Origin of the sequence: Terrabacter sp. NPDC080008 (assembly GCF_040702505.1) — a bacterium.
GTDB lineage: Bacteria > Actinomycetota > Actinomycetes > Actinomycetales > Dermatophilaceae > Terrabacter.
In genome coordinates this window covers 11,725-30,181 of sequence record NZ_JBFBLC010000006.1, presented here as the reverse complement: position 1 = coordinate 30,181, position 18,457 = coordinate 11,725, and the positions used below count along the sequence as shown (strand labels likewise).

Below are 18,457 nucleotides of genomic sequence, written 5' to 3'. Positions count from 1 at the left end.
GAGCCGATCATGCCAGCCCGCCGCCGGCCCGCCGGACGTGGACGACGTCGCCCGCGGCGAAGGTCCGTGGCCCGTCCGGCGTGCGCACCACGAGCCCCCCGGCGTCGTCGACGTCGAGGGCGGTGCCCTCCACCGCGTGCCCGGTCGGCAGGTGCACGCGGACCTCCAGCCCCACCGTCGAGCAGGACTCGCGGTATGCCGTCCGCACCGCCGCGACCTCGCCCGCGGTCGCGCGGTCGGGCCGGACCGCAGGCTCGGAACCGGCGCCGGGCAGCACCGCGAGGAGGTGGTCGAGGTAGGCGAGCAGGAGGTCCTCGCGGCGCACGTCGGCGCCCGCGAGCGCGAGCGAGGTCGCCGTGTCGACGGGCAGCTCGGCGCGGGTCTGGTCGACGTTGACGCCGGTGCCCACCACGACCGCCGGGCCGGCAGGGGTGGTGACGAGCTCGCAGAGGATCCCGCTGAGCTTCCGGTCGCCGTCGTCGGCGAGGAGCACGTCGTTGGGCCACTTGAGCCGCGTCATCAGCGGGTGGTCCACCGTGCGGGTGACGTCGTCGACCGCCCGGGCGAGGGCCAGCCCGGCAAGCAGCGGCAGCCAGCCGGCCTGCGCCTGGTCGCTCACGGGCACCGCCACGCTGACGGCGAGGGATGCCCGGTCGGGAACGGTCCAGGCACGGCCGAGACGTCCGCGGCCGCCGGTCTGGTGGTCGGTCAGCACCACCCGCCAGAGCCCGGGCACCTCGTCGGCGCGCCCGGCGGCATACGCCCTCGGTGAGCCGGAGGACGCGGTCAGCAGCTCGCGCAGCCGCGTGTTCGTGGAGCCGAGGGCAGGGTGGAACTCGACCCCGCGCCACGGCCGTCCGGACGTGACCAAGGCCGCACGGACACTGTCGGAGTCGAGCGGGCTGCGCACGCGCACAAGGCTAGAGTGCCCAGCATGGCAACCGATCACGCCGTGGCAGAGCAGCCTCCCATCGCCCCGGAGCAGACCACGCCGGACGCGGCAGCCGCGCCGGGCCCCGACCTCAGCACCACCGCCGGCAAGCTCGCGGACCTCAAGCGCCGGGTCGCCGAGGTGGCGAACGCCGGGTCCGAGCGTGCGGTCGAGAAGCAGCACGCGCGCGGCAAGAAGACGGCCCGCGAGCGCATCGAGATGCTCCTCGACGAGGGCACGTTCATCGAGATGGACAAGTACGCCCGGCACCGCAGCACCCAGTTCGGGCAGGAGAAGAACCGCCCGTACGGCGACGGCGTCGTCACCGGCTACGGCACCGTCGACGGGCGCCAGGTGGCCGTCTTCGCCCAGGACTTCACCGTCTTCGGCGGCTCGCTAGGTGAGGTCTTCGGCGAGAAGATCGTCAAGGTCATGGACCTCGCCATGAAGATCGGCTGCCCGGTCATCGGCCTCAACGACTCCGGCGGCGCCCGCATCCAGGAGGGCGTGGTCTCCCTCGGCCTCTACGGCGACATCTTCTTCCGCAACGTGCGCGCCTCCGGGGTGATCCCGCAGATCTCGCTCGTCATGGGCCCGTGCGCCGGCGGCGCCGTCTACTCCCCCGCCATCACCGACTTCACCGTCATGGTCGACCAGACCTCGCACATGTTCATCACCGGACCTGACGTCATCAAGACCGTCACCGGTGAGGACGTCGGCTTCGAGGAGCTCGGCGGCGCGCAGACGCACAACACCAAGTCCGGCGTCGCCCACTACATGGGCACCGACGAGCAGGACGCCATCGACTACGTCAAGGCGCTGCTGTCCTACCTGCCGAGCAACAACATGGAGACGCCGCCGGCGTACGGCGTCGGCGAGGCCGACCTCACCGTGACCGACGAGGACCGCTGGCTCGACACGTGCATCCCCGACTCGCCCAACGTGCCGTACGACATGAAGCAGGTCATCGAGCACGTCGTCGACGACGGCGACTTCCTCGAGGTGCAGCCGCTCTTCGCGCCGAACATCGTGACCGGGTTCGCGCGCATCGACGGCATGTCGGTCGGCGTCGTGGCGAACCAGCCGCTGCAGTTCGCCGGGTGCCTCGACATCGACGCCTCCGAGAAGGCCGCGCGCTTCGTGCGCACCTGCGACTGCTTCAACGTGCCGGTGCTGACGTTCGTCGACGTGCCCGGCTTCCTGCCCGGCACCTCGCAGGAGTGGGACGGCATCATCCGTCGCGGCGCCAAGCTCATCTACGCGTACGCCGAGGCCACCGTCCCCAAGATCACCGTGATCACCCGCAAGGCCTACGGCGGCGCCTACGACGTCATGGGCTCCAAGCACCTCGGCGCCGACATCAACCTGTCCTGGCCCACCGGCCAGATCGCCGTCATGGGGGCCCAGGGCGCCGTCAACATCCTCTACCGCAAGGAGCTCGCGGCCACCGCCGCTGCGGGCGGCGACGTCGAGGCGCAGCGCCAGGAGCTGATCACCCACTACGAGGAGACGCTCGCCAACCCGTACATCGCGGCCGAGCGCGGCTACATCGACACGGTCATCAGCCCGTCGAACACGCGGATGAACGTCACCCGGGCCCTGCGGGCGCTGCAGAACAAGCGCGAGACTCTGCCGCCCAAGAAGCACGGGAACATCCCGCTGTGAGCACCGACGCGACACAGGTCGAGAGGCCGGATGCCCCGGCTGCCGCCATCCGCGTGTCCGGCAGCCCCACCTCCGAGGAGCTTGCCGCGCTCGTTGTCGTGCTCTCGGCCCTCGGCGGCGGTGACGAGCCCCCGGAGCCGGCCATGTCGGCCTGGTCCGACCCGTCGTGGCGGCTCGTCGGACCGTCCGCGCGGCACGGCGGCTGGAGGAGCACCGGCCTGCCGAGGTGACCTGCTCGGTTGGCCCCGCCCGAGGTGGCTCCCGTAGTCTCGTTGCCCATGTCGGTCGACTCCTCCCCCTCCGTCCGCCTCGCCCAGCGCTACCTGCTGCTCGAGCGCATCGCCGTCGGAGGCATGGGCGAGGTGCACCTGGCGACCGACGAGCGCCTCGGGCGCCGTGTCGCAGTCAAGGTGCTCGCACCCGTCTACGCCGACTCTCCCGACTTCGTCGAGCGCTTCCGCCGTGAGGCCCTGACCGCCGCCGCCCTCTCGCACCCGAACATCGCCCAGGTCTACGACTACGGCGTCGACGGCTCGTCGCACTTCATCGTCATGGAGCACGTCGACGGCTCCGACCTTGCCCGGATCCTCCGCGAGCGGGGACGGCTCACGCCCACGGACGCGGTGCGCGTCGCCGAGCAGGTGTGCGCGGCGCTCTCGGCCGCGCACCGCGCCGGTGTCGTGCACCGGGACATCAAGCCGGGCAACGTCATGGTGCGCCCGGACGGCACCGTCAAGGTGACCGACTTCGGGATCGCCCAGGCCAAGGGGCTGGCCTCCCTCACCGAGACCGGCACCGTGATGGGCACCGCGGCCTACGTCGCCCCGGAGCAGGCCCAGGGCCGGCCCTCCACACCGGCCACCGACCTCTACTCGCTCGGCGTCCTGCTCTTCCAGATGCTCACCGGTGCGGTGCCCTTCGAGGGCGACACCCCGGTGGCGGTCGCCATGCGGCATCTCGACGAGCCCATGCCGCTGCCCAGCTCACGCGTGGCCGACCTGCCGGCGAAGCTCGACGAGGTCGTCACCCGCGCCACGGCCAAGAAGCCCGCGGACCGCTACCGCGACGCCGACGCCATGGCCGATGCCCTGCGCGGCCGCGAGCAGCTCGCCGACGCCGCGACCCAGGCCATGCCCCTGGCCGAGCCCACTGCGGTGCTGGGGGCGCCCGACGACCGCGCGGCGGCCCGCCCGGCTGCGGGCAGCGGCACCGCGGTCATGCCGGCAGTCGGTGCCGGCCTCGCTGCTGCCGCGGTGGCGGCTGGTGCAGACGCCGGGTCCGGTCCTGCCTCCGCTGACGGGGCCACCGGTGGAACGGCCGTCCGGCCCGCCTCGGGACAGGCCGCCGCACCCACCGCCACCCCGACGCGTTCCACCAGTCGGTCCCGCCGACGCCAGGGACCCGGGCCCCTGGTGTGGGGCCTCGGCGCCGTCGTCGTGGTGCTGCTCGCCGCCCTCGTCTTCGCCCTGCTGAGGCCCTCGGGCACGGGTTCCGCACCGACGGCCGGCCCGCAGCCGTCGGTGTCCACGTCGGCTCCCACACCGAGCTCGACAACGCCCACGACGGCGGCGCCCTCGGACGGTGGAACGGTGCCGAGCGACATCGTCGGGCAGCCCCGGGGCACCGTGGTCTCCGAGCTCATCTCGCGCGGCGTCAACGTGCGCTGGGTCCTCGTGCGCTCCTCGCAGCCGAACGACGTGGTCCTCGGCAGCTACCCCGCCCCGGGCCAGCCGATGACGAAGGGCCAGACCGTAGCTTTGGTCGTCAGCCGTGCCAACGCCCCCGACCGCGTCAACTCCTCCTTCCTCGTCCCCGACGGCCTCGCCGGCACGAGCGCCGACGACGCCATGTCGCGCATCGACGCCAAGGACGTACGCGTCACGCGGGTCACGATCCCCTCCTCCTCCCCCGACGGGCAGGTGATCGCCACCTGGCCCGCGGCCGGGCAGCCCACGACCGAGGGCGTCGTCGTGCTCGTCGTCTCCGGCACACCCGGAGCCGCCACGAGCTCGCCGAGCCCCGCCGGCAACGACTCCACCCCGGCCGGCGACCAGAAGGGTCCCGGGAAGGGCGGCAAGGGCGGCAAGAAGAAGGGCGACTGAGGGCCGCGCCGGGCCGTCCGGCACGAGCCCGAATGCACTGGCACGGGGTCGGGCCCTCGACTACGTTCGCCGGGTGACGACCAACACCCACAGCGCGCGACCGCAGACCGACGTCGACCGCATCGCGGAGGCCTACTTCGACGCCGCCGTCGCGCTCAGCCCCATCAACGCCACCTACCTCGGGGTGCCGGGTCGCGACGAGGACCTCGACGACCTGTCCCCGGCAGGCAGTGCCGCCCACTCCGAGCTGCGGCGCCGCACCCTCGCCGAGCTCGAGGCCGCGACGCCGGCCGACGACGTCGACGCGGTGACGGTGGCCGCGATGACCGAGCGCCTGCAGCTCGCCGAGGACCGGTATGCCGCCGGGCTCGACGAGATGTCGCTCAACGTCATCGCCTCGCCGCTCCAGGGCGTCCGGGACGTCTTCGACCTCATGCCGCAGGACACGCCGGAGCACTGGCGCACCTTCGCGGTGCGCCTCGGCAAGATCCCGGCCGCCCTCGAGGGGTACAGGGAGTCGCTGCTGCTGGCCCGCGAGCGCGGCCAGGTCACCCCCCGCCGCCAGGTGGTGGCCTGTGCCGAGCAGACCCGCGACCTGGTCGCCGACGACGGCTACTTCACCAAGGTCGTCGCGGACGCCACCGTCGACGGCGCGCCCCTCGACGGCGACCTGCGCGACGCTTTGGCCACGGGCGCCCGGGCCGCGGCGACGGCATACGCCCAGATGGCCGACTGGCTCGAGCAGGAGCTGCTGCCCCACGCGCCCGAGGCCGACGCCTGCGGCATCGAGCGCTACCAGCTCGAGTCGCGGCACTTCCTCGGGGCCACCGTCGACCTCGAGGAGACCTACCGCTGGGGACAGCAGGAGGTCGCCCACCTGCACGCCCAGATGACTGAGATCGCCGAGGGGCTCGAGCCCGGCGCGTCCGTGGAGCGTGGTGTCGAGATCCTCGACGCCGACGACCGCTACGCCCTGCACGGCACCGACGCCCTCAAGGCCTGGATGCAGGAGCGGGCCGACGAGGTCATCGCCAACCTCAAGGACGTCCACTTCGACATCCCCGGTCCGGTGCAGCGCATCGAGTGCATGATCGCGCCGACGCAGACCGGCGGCATCTACTACACCGGCCCCTCCGACGACTTCAGCCGTCCGGGTCGGATGTGGTGGTCGGTGCCCAAGGGCAACACCGAGTTCCGCACCTGGAACGAGCTGACGACCGTCTACCACGAGGGCGTGCCGGGCCACCACCTGCAGGTCGCCCAGACCGTCTACCGGTCGCAGCTGCTCAACCGCTGGCGCCGCCTCGAGTCCTGGGTGTCGGGGCACGGCGAGGGCTGGGCGCTCTACGCCGAACGGCTCATGGCCGAGCTCGGCTACATGGACGACCCGGGCAACCGGATGGGGTGGCTCGCCGGGCAGTCCCTGCGCGCTGCACGCGTCGTCATCGACATCGGCGTGCACTGCGGCTTCGAGGCGCCGGACGAGGTCGGCGGCGGCGCGTGGGACTACGACAAGGCCTGGACCTACCTCACCCGCTACGGCTTCATGGACGAGAAGATCCTGCGCTTCGAGCTCAACCGCTACCTCGGCTGGCCCGGGCAGGCGCCGAGTTACAAGGTGGGTGAGCGGCTCTGGCTGCAGCTGCGCGAGGAGGTCAAGCAGCGTGAGGGCGACTCCTTCGACCTCAAGGCCTTCCACCGTCGCGCGCTCGACATCGGCAGCGTCGGTCTCGACACCCTGCGCACCGCGGTCCTCCTGGAGCTCTGAGGGCCTCCCGGCTGCTGCCCGAGACGACGCCCACCAGACGACGCCCACCAGACGACGACGGCGCCGCCCCCACCGGGAGCGGCGCCGTCGCCATGACCGGCCGCGGCCTACCATGTCGTCATGCCGCCGAGCCCCCTCCCCGACGTGCCCGCCGTCCAGCTCGTCCTCGCCTCCGCCTCACCGGCCCGGCGCTCGACCCTCCAGGCGGCCGGCATCGAGCCGGTCGTCGTGGTGAGCGAGGTCGACGAGGACCTCGCCGTCGCCGAGGCGACCGAGCGCTACGGCCCGCTCGAACCCGGCGACATCACCCTGCTGCTCGCCCGCGCCAAGGCCGAGGACGTCGCCGGCCGGCTTGAGGACGGCATGGTCGTCCTCGGCTGCGACTCGGTCCTCGAGCTCGACGGCGAGATGCACGGCAAGCCCTCGGACGCGGCCGAGGCGGTAGCCCGGTGGCGCCGCATGCGAGGACGCTCCGGGGTGCTGCACACCGGCCACTGGCTCATCGACGACCGCGACCAGGGCGGTGCCACGCTCGGCGCCACCGCCTCCACCACGGTCCACTTCGCGGCCCTGTCCGACGATGAGATCGATGCCTACGTCGCCACCGGCGAGCCGCTGACCGTGGCGGGCGCCTTCACCATCGACGGCCTCGGTGGTGCCTTCGTCACCGCCGTCGAGGGCGACCACCACAACGTCGTGGGCCTGTCGCTGCCGCTCCTGCGCGAGCTGCTGGCCGACGCCGGCATCGGCTGGTTCGAGGTCCTGGGCAGCCTGGGCGCCCGCCCCCGGGCCGTGTGAGACCACCCCCACCGCAGGCAGCGGTCAGGGGTAGACGTCAGGGGTAGAGGTCGTCGGTGAGGTTCTCCACCACGAGGTAGTGCTCGGTCCACCACCACATCTGGGCCGCCCCGGTGACGACGATGAGCCCCAGGATCCAGTAGCGGTAGCGCCGCCACCACCGCAGCTGCAGGAACCACGCGATGATCAGGGCCATCGGGAACGCGAGCAGCGCGTAGCGCACCCGGCTCGGCGTCGTGCTCGTGACCAGCACGATGTACGCCGGGTAGGCGCCGGCCCAGCCCCAGATCTCCGGGCCCCACCGCCACGAGTGGCGGCTCAGCATGAACCAGGCGAACGCCGCCACCCCGAGCACCCCGGCCACCTGCCCGAGCACGCCCCAGTAGTCGTAGAGCAGGTTCCACCAGAGGTAGAGCTTGATCTTCGTCTGGATGTTCCAGGCGAGCATCGTGTCGTTGTACGCGTTGGGGGTGTCCGTCGCGATGGAGACGAAGGCCGGCCACAGCCAGGTGAGCGCAGCCGCATATGCCGCGAGCGCCGCCAGGACGACGCGCAGCCTCCGCGGGTTGTCACCCTCGTCGTGCTGGCGCCAGCGCACCACACCGTGGGCGATGATCACCGGCACCATCGCGATGACGACGTTGCGGCTCAGCGACAGCACGAGCAGCGCGAGCACGACCCACCAGTAGCGGCGGGCGCGCAGCAGCCACAGCACGGTGACGACGCCGAGCAGGGCCGTCGACTCGGTGTAGGAGGCCGAGAAGGCCGGCGAGGCCATGTAGAAGCAGGTCGCCACGACGGCGACGATGGCCTCCCAGCGACCGACGACCTGGTCGACGAGCTTGAACAGGACGTGCATGGCGGCGAAGCCGATCGCCGTCGACAGCAGCGGCGCCACGAGCGCGAACTGCAGGCCCGTCAGCTTCATGACGAGGCCGGCCGTCATCGGGAACACCGGGAAGAACGCCCACGGGTTCATGTCGATGCCGCCCCAGCCGGTGCGGGGCAGCACCGCCGGGTAGCCGTGCTCGGCGATGACGCGGTACCACTGGCCGTCCCAGCCGCTCATCACCGACAGGTAGCCGGGATCCGCCGGTGAGGGGTAGAAGATGCGGATGTTCGGCGTGCCGATGGGCAGCGCGATCTGGTAGCGGGACAGGTAGGTGGCGCTGACCCAGACGAACAGGCGCGAGACCGCGAAGACCGCGAACGGGAACCACACCGGGAAGCGGCGCCAGAAGGGCTGCGTCCTCTCGAGTTCGCGGTCCGGGTGCTCGAGCCGGTGACCGAGCCCCTCCTCAGACGGGCGGGACGGCGCGTCGGCGCTCACTGAAGTGGCGGTCACGCCGGGAAGCATAGGCCAGTCGTCGCACGAGGTCCGAGCGCAGTTCATCGGCCTCGATGACCGAGTCGAGCACCAGGTCGGCGGCGAGCCGCTCGATGTCGACGTCCTCCTCGTACTCGCGCCGACGGTCGGCCACGAAGCGGGCGCGCTCGTCGGGGTCGGTGATCTCGGCGATCTTGTTGGCGTACACGGCGTTGACGGCCGCCTCGGGGCCCATGACCGCGATCCGGGCCGTGGGCAGGGCGATGGTCGCGTCCGGACCGAAGCCCGGCCCACCCATCGCGTAGAGGCCCGCGCCGTACGCCTTGCGCACGATGACGCAGAACTGCGGAACCGTGGCCGACGAGACGGCGCTGACCATCTTGGCGCCGTGGCGGATGATGCCGCCCCGCTCAACGTCGGAGCCGATCATGAAGCCGGGCACGTCGGCCAGGTAGATCAGCGGGATGTTGAAGGCGTCGCACAGCCAGATGAACCGGGCCGCCTTGTCGGCGCTGTCGGTGAAGAGCACCCCGCCCTTGACCATCGAGTTGTTGGCGACGATGCCGACGCTCTGGCCCTCGAGCCGGCCGAAGCCGATGACGAGCTCCCCGGCCCACAGCGGCTTCAGCTCGAAGAAGGAGTCGTCGTCGACGAGGCCCTCGATGACGTCGTGGATGTCGAACGGGACCGACTCGCGCTCGGGGACGGTCTCACGGGTCAGCGGCACGGCCGGGGACTCGGCGGCATACGTCGGTGGGTGGTCGCGCCAGCTGCCGGGGACGTAGGAGAAGTAGAGCTTGGCGAGCTCGATCGCCTCGGCGTCGTCGTGGGCGAGCAGGTCGCCGACGCCCGAGACGGTGCAGTGCATGCGGGCGCCACCCATCTCCTCGAGGGAGACCTTCTCGCCGACGACCATCTCGGCCATGCGCGGGCTGCCGAGGTACATCGAGGCGTTGCCCTCGACCATGATGATGAGGTCGCAGAAGCTCGGGATGTAGGCGCCTCCGGCCGCGCTCGGTCCGAAGAGGCAGCAGATCTGCGGCACCTTGCCCGACAGGGCCACCTGGTTGTGGAAGATGCGCCCTGCGCCGCGGCGGCCGGGGAACATCTCGACCTGGTCGGTGATACGGGCACCTGCGGAGTCGACGAACCAGAAGACGGGCAGCTCCTCGCGCAGCGCCATCTCGGTGGCTCGCACGATCTTCTCGACGGTACGCGCTCCCCACGAACCGGCCTTGACGGTCGGGTCGTTGGCGATGACGATCGCGGGCCGTCCGTCGACGGTGCCGCGACCGGTGACGACGCCGTCGGCAGGCAGCCCCGGCTGCAGGGCGTTGGCGTAGCGGCCGTCCTCGACGAAGGATCCCTCGTCGAAGAGCAGGGCGATGCGGTCGCGGACGTAGATCTTTCTCTGGGCGTCGAGCTTGGCCTGCGCCTTCTCCGGCGCGCTGGCAGAGGCCGCGTGCGCGGCGGCGAGCCGGCTGCGGACGTCGGCGACGCGGGGGTCGGCCTGCGGGTTCGAGGTGGTCGTCGGGATGCTCGTCGGGGTGCTCGTGGGTGTGGTCATGCCGGTAGCCCCATCCCGCGGGCGATGAGCATGCGCTGCACCTCGGACGTGCCCTCCCCGATCTCGAGGATCTTCGCGTCGCGGTAGAAGCGGGCCACGGGGTACTCCTCCATGAAGCCGTTGCCACCGAAGACCTGCGTCGCGATCCGGGTGGCCGTGACGGCGGCCTCGGTGGAGTAGAGCTTGGCGATGGCGGCCGCCTGCTTGACCTCCTTGACCGAGCGCTTCCCCGCGTGCAGCTCGTCCTTGAGCCAGGCCGCCTTGTAGGTCAGCAGCCGCGCGCCCTCGACCATGACGGCGAGGTCGGCGAGCTGGAAGGAGACGCCCTGGTTGACGCCGATCGGGCGTCCGAAGGCGGTGCGCGTCTTCGCGTAGTCGGTGGCGAGCTCGAGACAGGCCTGGGCGCAGCCGACGGCGAGCGCCGAGATGGCGATGCGGCCGTCGTCGAGGGTCTTGAGGAACTGCCTGAAGCCCTCCCCCTCCTGGCCGAGGAGGTGGTCGGCCGGGACGCGGCAGGCCTCGAAGGTGAGCCCGTGGGTGTCGGAGACGTGCCAGCCGAGCTTGTGGTACGCCGGCTCGACGACGAAACCGGGGGTGCCGGCCGGCACCATGATCGCCGAGATCTGGGGCGAGCCGTCCTCGTTGGTCCCGGTGCGGGCGGTGACTGTCACGACCGACGTGATGTCGGTGCCGGAGTTGGTGATGAACGCCTTGGCGCCGTGCAGCACCCACTCGTCGCCGTCGCGGACGGCCCGGGTACGGGTGGCCCCGGCGTCGGAGCCGGCCTCCGGCTCGGTGAGACCGAAGCCCGCGAGCGCGCGCCCGGCCACGAGGTCGGGCAGGAAGCGCTGCTTCTGCTCCTCGCTGCCGTAGGTCAGGATCGGGTTGATGCCGAGGCCGACGCCGGCGGAGAGCGTGATCCCGATGGACTGGTCGACGCGGCCGAGCTCCTCGATGGCGACGCAGAGGCTCGTGAAGTCGCCGCTGTCGCCGGCGCCGCCGTACTCCTCCGGGACGACGAGACCGAAGAGCCCGAGGTCACCCATCTTCGGCACGAGGTCGGTCGGGAAGTAGGACGCGGCATCCCACTTGGCGATGTTGGGCGCGACCTCCTTCTCGGCGAAGTCGCGGACGACCATGCGGAAGTCCTCGTGGTCCTGGCTGAGCTCGAACATCGGTGTTCTCCTCGTGGGATGGCTTGACGCTTACGTAAACGTAAAGCACGATCGTGGGCATGACAAGCGCGCCGACATGGACCATTGCGCAGGTCGCCGACGAGTTCGGGGTCACGCACCGGACGGTGCGTCACTACGAGGACCTCGGCCTCATCTCCCCCGAGCGCCGCGGGACGCAGCGGGTCTACCACCGCCGTGACCGGACCCGCCTGGGCCTGATCCTGCGCGGCAAGCGGCTGGGCTTCCCGCTGGAGGAGATCCGCACGATCATCGACCTCTTCGATGCGCCCCGCGGTCGGCGTGCGCAGCTCGAGTACGTCCTCGGCCAGATCGACGAGCGCCGCAGCGACCTCGAGCAACGCCTACGGGACGTGCAGGACGCGATCGCCGAGCTCGGGGACTTCGAGCGGCGCTGCCGCGAGGACCTCGCTCGGCTCGACCACGTGTGAGGGCCGCGCGCTCGCGTGACACGATGGGGACATGAGCGCTGAAGACACGAAGATCTCCGCGTACGCCCACCCCGAGCGACTCGTGACCACCGAGTGGCTCGCCGAGCAGGTCGCTGGCGGCAACGTCGGCGGCCCCGACGGCATCGCACTGCTCGAGTCCGACGAGGACGTGCTGCTCTACGAGACCGGTCACATCCCCGGTGCGCTCAAGATCGACTGGCACGTCGACCTCAACGATCCCGTGACCCGCGACTACGTCGACGGCGCCCGTTTCGCCGAGGTGATGGGCGCTCGCGGCATCGGCCGCGACACCACCGTGGTCATCTACGGCGACAAGAGCAACTGGTGGGCGGCGTACGCCCTGTGGGTCTTCAGCCTCTTCGGCCACGAGGACGTGCGCCTGCTCGACGGCGGCCGCGCGAAGTGGGTCGCCGAGGGCCGTGAGCTGACCCGCGAGGTGCCGACGGCCAAGCCGGCGTCGTATCCCGTCGCCGAACGCGACGACGCCCCCATCCGTGCCTTCAAGGACGACGTGCTCGCCCACCTCGGCAAGCCCCTGGTCGACGTCCGCTCCCCCGGCGAGTACTCCGGCGAGCTGCTCCACATGCCCGACTACCCGCAGGAGGGCGCCATGCGCGGCGGCCACATCCCCGGCGCGAAGTCGGTGCCGTGGGCACGTGCCGCGAACGAGGACGGCTCGTTCAAGTCGCGTGAGGAGCTCGAGGCGATCTACCAGCAGGAGCAGGGCCTGGCTCCCTCCGACGACGTCGTGGCCTACTGCCGGATCGGGGAGCGCTCGTCCCACACGTGGTTCGTGCTGACGCACCTGCTCGGCTTCGAGTCGGTGCGCAACTACGACGGCTCGTGGACCGAGTGGGGCAACTCGGTGCGCGTCCCGATCGAGAAGTGACCCGTACGCCTGTGAGGAGCCTGCAGTGAACGACACTGCCCTGCCGGCGCAGCTCGAGGAGATCGCCGAGGACTTCCGCGCGGCCAGCAGCCAGATGAAGCTACAGCTGCTGCTCGAGTTCAGCGACGAGCTGCCTCCCCTGCCCGAGCGGTATGCCGGCCGGCTCGACGAGCTCGAGCGCGTCGACGAGTGCCAGTCCCCGCTGTTCCTGACCGTCGAGGTCGAGGACGGCGCATCACTCGACCAGCGCTCCGTGAATCTCTTCTTCGACGCGCCGGCGGAGGCCCCGACGACACGCGGCTTCGCCGGGATCCTGCACGAGGGACTTGACGGCCTCTCCGCCGCCGAGGTCCTCGCTGTGCCGGACGACGCCCCGATGCGCTTCGGCCTCGCCGAGGCGGTGTCTCCGCTGCGCATGCGCGGCATGGTGGCGATGCTCGCCCGCATCAAGCGCCAGGTCCGCGCGAAGACCGCCGGCTGACACGCACCGCCGCCCCTCCCTACGACACTGCTGCACCCGACGCAGCACAGACGTAGCCACCCTTACGACACTGCTGCACCCCACGCAGCACAGACGTAGCCACCCCCACGACACTGCTGCACCCCACGCAGCACAGACGTAGCCACCCCGACGACACTGCTGCACCCCACGCAGCACAGACGTAGCCACCCCCACGACACTGCTGCACCCCACGCAGCACAGACGTAGCCACCCCCACGACACTGCTGCACCCGACGCAGCAGTGTCGTAGCACCGCTGGGGCAGGTGAGTGCGACGGCTTGTGGAAAACCTCCCCTCGACCGTCTCAGTTGTCGGCACCGGCCTGCAACCTTGCGACATGAGTGAGAACGCACGCCAGGAACGCGAGGGTGAAAGCGGGCGTTACGTCCTGCGCGCTCGGCGGCTGGCGGATCTGAGCCAGCGCGAGCTCGCTGCGCACGTCGGCGTCTCGTGCAGCACGGTGAGCCGTCTCGAGTCCGGCTTCATCACCCCGACTCTGGGCCTCTACGAGCGGATTCTCGCCGTCGCCGGGCTCCGGTTGGCCGTGCTCGATGCCGACGGGCGAGAGGTGGCACCAGTGCCCGCCGACACCGTGCGCGACAACCAGGGTCGGCGGTTCCCCGCACACCTCGACGTCATGCCGCCGGACGAGGTGCCGTGGGAGCGGTGGGCATTCCCGCGCTACGACCGGCCGCAGGCGCGCGGCTGGTACCACCTGCGTGGCGCCCGCGACGACGTGGCCCAGGGCGCCCGGGAGCGTGAGCGGCCGACCGACCATCCGACCAGTTCCGAGCTGACGCGTAGGCGCCGCCTCATGCTGGGGCGTCAGCCGAGGGTGGACGCGCCGCCACCACCGGACATCGTCTGCGAGTGCCTGGACCAGTGCTTCGAGGAGCTCTGTGTGACCGACTGCCCCTGCCAGTGCGAGCCACCCAGCAACGACCTGCGCTGGCGAAGGCTCGACGACTCGCTGCAGTCACCCCCCGATGCGGGTGCGTACCTCGTAGAGCTCGGGGAAGAAGGTGAGGTCGAGGGCCCGTCGTAGGAAGTCGACCCCGGTCGAGCCCCCCGTGCCGGTCTTCTGGCCGATCGTGCGCTGCACCACCCGCAGGTGCCGGAAGCGCCACAGCTGGAAGTTGTCCTCGAGGTCGACCAGCTCCTCGCACGTCTCGTAGACGCCCCAGTGCTCGTGCGGCTCCGCGTAGACCCCCGCAAAGACGTCGACGAGGCCGTCGTTGAGGCGGTAGGGCTGGGTCCAGTCACGGTCGAGCAGGGCCGGCGGGACGGCATACCCCCGCCTCGAGAGGTACGCGAGGAACTCGTCGTAGAGGCTCGGCTCGTGGAGCAGCGCGTCGAGGGCCGCGCGGGCCGCCTCGTCGTGGGAGAACACGGCCACCATGTCGGCGTTCTTGTTGCCGAGAAGGAACTCGACCTCCCGGTACTGCGCCGACTGGAAGCCCGAGCTGGTAGCCAAGAAGGGCCGGATCTGCGCGTACTCGCTCGGCGTCAGCGTCGCGAGCACCGACCACTGGTCCGTCAGGGTGTGCTGGATGTGCTTGACCCGAGCGAGCCGCTTGAGCGCCGGAGCCAGCTCGTCCTCCCGGAGCAGATTTCTAGCAGAACGCAGCTCGTGGATCATCAGCTTCAGCCAGAGTTCGGACGTCTGGTGCTGGATGATGAACAGCAGCTCGTCGTGCTGCGGCGGGTCGCTCAACGGCTGTTGCGCGCTCAGCAGCGTCTCCAAGCGCAGGTAGTCGCCGTACGACATCTTCCGCCGGAAGTCGCGCTGGATGCCCTCCTCGAGGTCACGCTTGCTGCGCCGGTCGAGCCCACCGGGGGCGGCACTGTCCATGACCGCGATCCTAGGCGTGCTGTCAGCGCGACCGTGGATGCAGCCCGACGAGGTGGGAGACGACTCCGGGCACCCACCCCGTCTCACCGCGCATCCACCGGGCACCGACGAGGTTGTGCGGCACGACGACGGTGTCCGCACGCGCCGCCACGAGGCCTAGATCGGTGCCGAAGACGTCCGTCACCACGGCCCACTCCCGCGCGCTGTGGCGCGCCAGGTGCTCGCCGATGGCCACGGCATACGTATCGACGATGGTGTCGGGCCCCTGCCCGGTGCCCCCGTCGGCGACCCAACGCCGGTACGCGTCGTCGTAGTGGGTGCCGATGGAGCCGAGGTCGTCGACATCGACCCCATCGGCAGCCGCCTGCGCGAGCGCTCGCTCGATGCGGTCACGTTCCTCGGCGCCGAGCGGCTGCGCGACGGGGCGCCCCGTGAAGTCACCGGGACCACCCTCGGCGTCCGCCAGGTCGCCCGAGTCGACCGCGTCTTCCCAGTCGCCCGAGTCGCCCGGCTGGTCGGCGCCCGAGGAGGTGGCGGACTCGCCTCGTCCCTTGCGCGAGAACAGACCCATGTCGGCCAATCTAGTGGCTGGCCCGCCGGGCCCGTCAGGTCAGCCGAAGGTGTCGGGGTCCGGGCCGGTGCGCGTCCCGCGGTCCAGTCCGGCGAGTGCGTCGAGGTCGTCGTCACCGAGCGCGAAGCCGAAGATCCCGAAGTTCTCCGCGATCCGGGCCGGGGTCACCGAGCGGGTCAGCACCACGTTGCCGAGCTCGATGTGCCACCGCAGCACCAGCTGGGCAGGCGTGACGCCGTGCCGGCCAGCGAGCTCGACGACGACCGGGTCATCGAGGAGCCCGGCGCGGACGGCGAGCGGGCTCCAGGCCTCGGTCACGATCCCGTGCTCGGAGTGGAAGGCGCGCAGCTCCCGCTGCTGCAGGTAGGGGCTCAGCTCCACCTGGTTGACCGACGGCAGGACGCCGGTCTCGTCGAGCAGGCGCTGCAGGTGCGGCACCTGGAAGTTGCACACGCCGACCGAGCGGACCCGACCCTGTGCCTGCAGCTCGAGCATGTCCTTCCAGGCGTCGACATAGGCATCCTGAGCCGGAGCGGGCCAGTGGATCAGGTAGAGGTCGAGGACGTCGATGCCGAGGCGCTTCATCGACGCGTCGAACGCTCCCGCCACGTTGCGGTGGTCGTCGTTCCACACCTTGGTGGTCACGAAGACGTCGTCGCGGTCGACGTCGCCACGGGCCAGGACGCGTCCGACGCCCTCCTCGTTGCCGTAGATCCGGGCCGTGTCGACGTGGCGGTAGCCGACCTCGAGGGCCTGACCCACCGCGGCGTCCACCTGGGCGTCCGGGACCTCCCAGACGCCGAAGCCGATCTGCGGGATCGACAGGCCGGGGACGGAGGCGTGGCCGAGCGGCAGGACGGGAGCTGGCTGGTGTGTCGTCATGTCGACCACGCTAGGCCGACCGCTCGCCGCGCGATGTGCCGGACCTCACTGCGAGACGCGCGGGAATAGAACGAATGACGCCGAATCGACGCTGTGCCGTGCCGATAGAGTCCGAGCCATGGCATCCATCAGCAAGGTCCTGATCGCAAACCGTGGTGAGATCGCCGTCCGCATCGCGCGGGCGTGCAGGGACAGTGGAATCGCCTCGGTGGCGGTCTACGCCGACCCGGACCGCGATGCCCTCCACGTCAAGGTCGCCGACGAGGCGTACGCCCTCGGGGGCTCGACCCCCGGTGAGAGCTACCTCGTCCAGGAGCAGCTCATCGACGTCGCCCGCAGGTCCGGCGCCGACGCGGTGCATCCGGGCTACGGATTCCTCGCCGAGAACGCGTCCTTCGCGCAGGCCGTCATCGACGCCGGCCTCATCTGGATCGGTCCCGGGCCGGACGCCATCGACGCCCTCGGGGACAAGGTCAAGGCGCGCCACATCGCCACCAAGGCCGGCGCGCCGCTCGTGCCCGGCACCAAGGACCCGGTGTCCGGCGCCGACGAGGTCGTCGCGTTCGCCCAGGAGCACGGTCTCCCGGTGGCGATCAAGGCGGCATACGGCGGCGGCGGTCGCGGCCTGAAGGTCGCCCGCGAGATGGACGAGATCCCGCACCTGTACGAGTCGGCCGTCCGCGAGGCCGTGACGGCCTTCGGCCGCGGCGAGTGCTTCGTCGAGCGCTTCCTCGACCACCCCCGCCACGTCGAGACCCAGTGCCTGGCCGACCAGCACGGCAACGTCGTCATCGTCTCGACCCGTGACTGCTCCCTGCAGCGCCGCAACCAGAAGCTCGTCGAGGAGGCGCCGGCCCCGTTCCTCGCCGAGGAGCAGCACGCCGAGCTGCTCCGGGCGAGCAAGGCCATCCTCAAGGAGGCCGGCTACGTCGGCGCGGGCACGTGCGAGTTCCTCGTCGGCCCGCAGGGCGACATCAGCTTCCTCGAGGTCAACACCCGCCTGCAGGTCGAGCACCCGGTCTCCGAGGAGGTCACCGGCATCGACCTCGTGCGCGAGCAGTTCCGCATCGCCAACGGCGAGTCCCTCGACTACGACGACCCGGAGCCGCACGCCCACTCCATCGAGTTCCGCATCAACGGCGAGGACGCCGGCCGGGGCTTCCTCCCGGCACCCGGCACGGTCACCCGGATGGTCGTCCCCTCCGGCCCCGGCGTGCGCTGGGACGCCGGCATCGTCGAGGGTGACACCGTCGCCGGCGCGTTCGACTCGATGATCGCCAAGCTCATCGTCACCGGCCGCACGCGCGAGCAGGCCATCGAGCGATCGCGCCGGGCCCTGGCCGAGCTCGTCATCGACGGCATGCCGACCGTCGTCCCCTTCCACCGCGCGGTCGTCTCGGACCCGGCGTTCGCCCCCTCCGACGGCTCACCCTTCACGATCCACACGCGCTGGATCGAGACCGAGTGGGACAACACCGTCGAGCCGTATGCCGGCGGGTCGGCCGACGCGGCCGAGGCCGAGGAGCGCCAGACGGTCGTAGTCGAGGTCGGCGGCAAGCGCCTGGAGGTGTCGCTGCCCGGAGGCCTCTCCCTCGGTGGCGGCAACAGCACCGCGGCCAAGAAGAAGGCGCCCAAGCGCTCCGGTGGCGGCAAGTCCGGTGGCGCGGCCTCCGGCGACTCGCTGACCGCCCCGATGCAGGGCACCATCGTCAAGATCGCCGTCGAGGAGGGCGCCACCGTCGCGGCCGGCGACCTCGTCATCGTCCTCGAGGCGATGAAGATGGAGCAGCCGATCACCGCCCACAAGGCCGGCGTCGTCTCCGGCCTCAAGGCCGCCGTCGGCGAGACCGTCACCTCCGGCGCCGTGCTCGCCGAGATCAAGGACGCCGCCGAGGGCTGACGCCCCAGGTTGCAGGCCTCAGAAAGGGCCGACCCGCCGTCTGGCGGGTCGGCCCTTT

17 protein-coding genes are annotated in these 18,457 nt (G+C 71.1%); 10 read left to right on the top strand and 7 right to left on the bottom strand.

The window, feature by feature from the left end; all coding sequences use genetic code 11:
- Positions 1-7 precede the first annotated feature (7 nt).
- Positions 8-910: a biotin--[acetyl-CoA-carboxylase] ligase gene (locus tag AB0316_RS16330; protein WP_366274100.1), complete on the bottom strand. Its 903-nt coding sequence runs from the start codon at positions 908-910 to the stop codon at positions 8-10.
- Between the two features lie 24 nt (positions 911-934).
- Between AB0316_RS16330 and AB0316_RS16325 the strand changes: the two genes are divergently transcribed.
- From AB0316_RS16325 to AB0316_RS16305, 5 genes are all read left to right on the top strand, one after another.
- Complete coding sequence (locus tag AB0316_RS16325) at positions 935-2,596, top strand: acyl-CoA carboxylase subunit beta (protein ID WP_366274099.1); 1,662 nt, start codon at positions 935-937, stop codon at positions 2,594-2,596.
- Positions 2,593-2,826 carry an acyl-CoA carboxylase subunit epsilon gene (locus tag AB0316_RS16320; RefSeq protein ID WP_366274098.1) on the top strand — a complete coding sequence of 78 codons (234 nt, stop codon included), beginning with the start codon at positions 2,593-2,595 and terminating at the stop codon, positions 2,824-2,826. The genes AB0316_RS16325 and AB0316_RS16320 overlap by 4 nt, the downstream gene beginning before the upstream one ends.
- Positions 2,827-2,874: 48 nt before the next feature.
- Positions 2,875-4,698 (top strand): protein kinase, encoded by a 1,824-nt coding sequence (locus AB0316_RS16315; protein WP_366274097.1) that lies wholly within the window; start codon positions 2,875-2,877, stop codon positions 4,696-4,698.
- 73 nt (positions 4,699-4,771) lie between these two features.
- A complete protein-coding gene (locus AB0316_RS16310) occupies positions 4,772-6,466 on the top strand; it encodes a DUF885 domain-containing protein (RefSeq protein ID WP_366274096.1) in 1,695 nt (564 codons plus the stop codon).
- Positions 6,467-6,586: 120 nt separating this feature from the next.
- A complete protein-coding gene (locus AB0316_RS16305) occupies positions 6,587-7,264 on the top strand; it encodes a Maf family protein (RefSeq protein ID WP_366274095.1) in 678 nt (225 codons plus the stop codon).
- 37 nt (positions 7,265-7,301) lie between these two features.
- Here AB0316_RS16305 and AB0316_RS16300 read toward each other — a convergent pair whose 3' ends face one another.
- Genes AB0316_RS16300 through AB0316_RS16290 form a run of 3 tightly spaced genes read right to left on the bottom strand, consistent with a single transcriptional unit; the run spans position 7,302 to position 11,333 of the window.
- Complete coding sequence (locus tag AB0316_RS16300; RefSeq protein WP_366274094.1) at positions 7,302-8,609, bottom strand: hypothetical protein; 1,308 nt, start codon at positions 8,607-8,609, stop codon at positions 7,302-7,304.
- On the bottom strand, positions 8,563-10,158 hold the full coding sequence (locus AB0316_RS16295; RefSeq protein WP_366274093.1) for an acyl-CoA carboxylase subunit beta: 1,596 nt from the start codon (positions 10,156-10,158) through the stop codon (positions 8,563-8,565). The genes AB0316_RS16300 and AB0316_RS16295 overlap by 47 nt, the downstream gene beginning before the upstream one ends.
- On the bottom strand, positions 10,155-11,333 hold the full coding sequence (locus AB0316_RS16290; protein ID WP_366274092.1) for an acyl-CoA dehydrogenase family protein: 1,179 nt from the start codon (positions 11,331-11,333) through the stop codon (positions 10,155-10,157). Before AB0316_RS16290 ends, AB0316_RS16295 begins: the two co-directional genes overlap by 4 nt.
- 59 nt (positions 11,334-11,392) lie before the next feature.
- On the opposite strand from AB0316_RS16290, the gene AB0316_RS16285 reads away from it, so the two are divergent.
- The 4 genes from AB0316_RS16285 (at position 11,393) to AB0316_RS16270 (ending at position 14,239) form a co-directional block, all read left to right on the top strand.
- Positions 11,393-11,782 (top strand): MerR family DNA-binding transcriptional regulator, encoded by a 390-nt coding sequence (locus AB0316_RS16285; protein ID WP_366274091.1) that lies wholly within the window; start codon positions 11,393-11,395, stop codon positions 11,780-11,782.
- Positions 11,783-11,813: 31 nt separating this feature from the next.
- Entirely contained in the window at positions 11,814-12,692 is an 879-nt protein-coding gene (locus AB0316_RS16280) for a sulfurtransferase (RefSeq protein WP_366274090.1), read from the top strand.
- Between the two features lie 25 nt (positions 12,693-12,717).
- Entirely contained in the window at positions 12,718-13,173 is a 456-nt protein-coding gene (locus tag AB0316_RS16275) for a SufE family protein (RefSeq protein WP_366274089.1), read from the top strand.
- 358 nt (positions 13,174-13,531) lie between these two features.
- A complete protein-coding gene (locus AB0316_RS16270; RefSeq protein ID WP_366274088.1) occupies positions 13,532-14,239 on the top strand; it encodes a helix-turn-helix transcriptional regulator in 708 nt (235 codons plus the stop codon).
- On the opposite strand, the gene kynA is transcribed toward AB0316_RS16270, so the two are convergent.
- The 3 genes from kynA to AB0316_RS16255 are packed head-to-tail and all read right to left on the bottom strand — an operon-like array spanning position 14,171 to position 16,499.
- Entirely contained in the window at positions 14,171-15,046 is an 876-nt protein-coding gene (gene kynA, locus AB0316_RS16265) for a tryptophan 2,3-dioxygenase (RefSeq protein ID WP_366274087.1), read from the bottom strand. The two genes, AB0316_RS16270 and kynA, sit on opposite strands and share 69 nt — an antisense overlap.
- 22 nt (positions 15,047-15,068) lie before the next feature.
- Positions 15,069-15,617, bottom strand: a complete 549-nt coding sequence (locus AB0316_RS16260; RefSeq protein WP_366274086.1) for a DUF3806 domain-containing protein — start codon at positions 15,615-15,617, stop codon at positions 15,069-15,071.
- 39 nt (positions 15,618-15,656) lie between these two features.
- Positions 15,657-16,499 carry an aldo/keto reductase gene (locus AB0316_RS16255; protein WP_366274085.1) on the bottom strand — a complete coding sequence of 281 codons (843 nt, stop codon included), beginning with the start codon at positions 16,497-16,499 and terminating at the stop codon, positions 15,657-15,659.
- Positions 16,500-16,617: 118 nt separating this feature from the next.
- On the opposite strand from AB0316_RS16255, the gene AB0316_RS16250 reads away from it, so the two are divergent.
- Positions 16,618-18,399 carry a biotin carboxylase N-terminal domain-containing protein gene (locus AB0316_RS16250; protein ID WP_366274084.1) on the top strand — a complete coding sequence of 594 codons (1,782 nt, stop codon included), beginning with the start codon at positions 16,618-16,620 and terminating at the stop codon, positions 18,397-18,399.
- Positions 18,400-18,457: the final 58 nt, after the last annotated feature.

Excerpts from the sequence above, each read along its gene's own strand:
- AB0316_RS16325 (WP_366274099.1), top strand. The coding sequence starts at position 935 with ATGGCAACCGATCACGCCGTGGCAGAGCAGCCTCCCATCGCCCCGGAG.
- AB0316_RS16315 (WP_366274097.1), top strand. The coding sequence starts at position 2,875 with ATGTCGGTCGACTCCTCCCCCTCCGTCCGCCTCGCCCAGCGCTACCTG.
- AB0316_RS16305 (WP_366274095.1), top strand. The coding sequence starts at position 6,587 with ATGCCGCCGAGCCCCCTCCCCGACGTGCCCGCCGTCCAGCTCGTCCTC.
- AB0316_RS16295 (WP_366274093.1), bottom strand. The coding sequence starts at position 10,158 with ATGACCACACCCACGAGCACCCCGACGAGCATCCCGACGACCACCTCG.
- AB0316_RS16290 (WP_366274092.1), bottom strand. The coding sequence starts at position 11,333 with ATGTTCGAGCTCAGCCAGGACCACGAGGACTTCCGCATGGTCGTCCGC.
- AB0316_RS16285 (WP_366274091.1), top strand. The coding sequence starts at position 11,393 with ATGACAAGCGCGCCGACATGGACCATTGCGCAGGTCGCCGACGAGTTC.
- AB0316_RS16280 (WP_366274090.1), top strand. The coding sequence starts at position 11,814 with ATGAGCGCTGAAGACACGAAGATCTCCGCGTACGCCCACCCCGAGCGA.
- AB0316_RS16270 (WP_366274088.1), top strand. The coding sequence starts at position 13,532 with ATGAGTGAGAACGCACGCCAGGAACGCGAGGGTGAAAGCGGGCGTTAC.
- kynA (WP_366274087.1), bottom strand. The coding sequence starts at position 15,046 with ATGGACAGTGCCGCCCCCGGTGGGCTCGACCGGCGCAGCAAGCGTGAC.
- AB0316_RS16260 (WP_366274086.1), bottom strand. The coding sequence starts at position 15,617 with ATGGGTCTGTTCTCGCGCAAGGGACGAGGCGAGTCCGCCACCTCCTCG.
- AB0316_RS16255 (WP_366274085.1), bottom strand. The coding sequence starts at position 16,499 with ATGACGACACACCAGCCAGCTCCCGTCCTGCCGCTCGGCCACGCCTCC.
- AB0316_RS16250 (WP_366274084.1), top strand. The coding sequence starts at position 16,618 with ATGGCATCCATCAGCAAGGTCCTGATCGCAAACCGTGGTGAGATCGCC.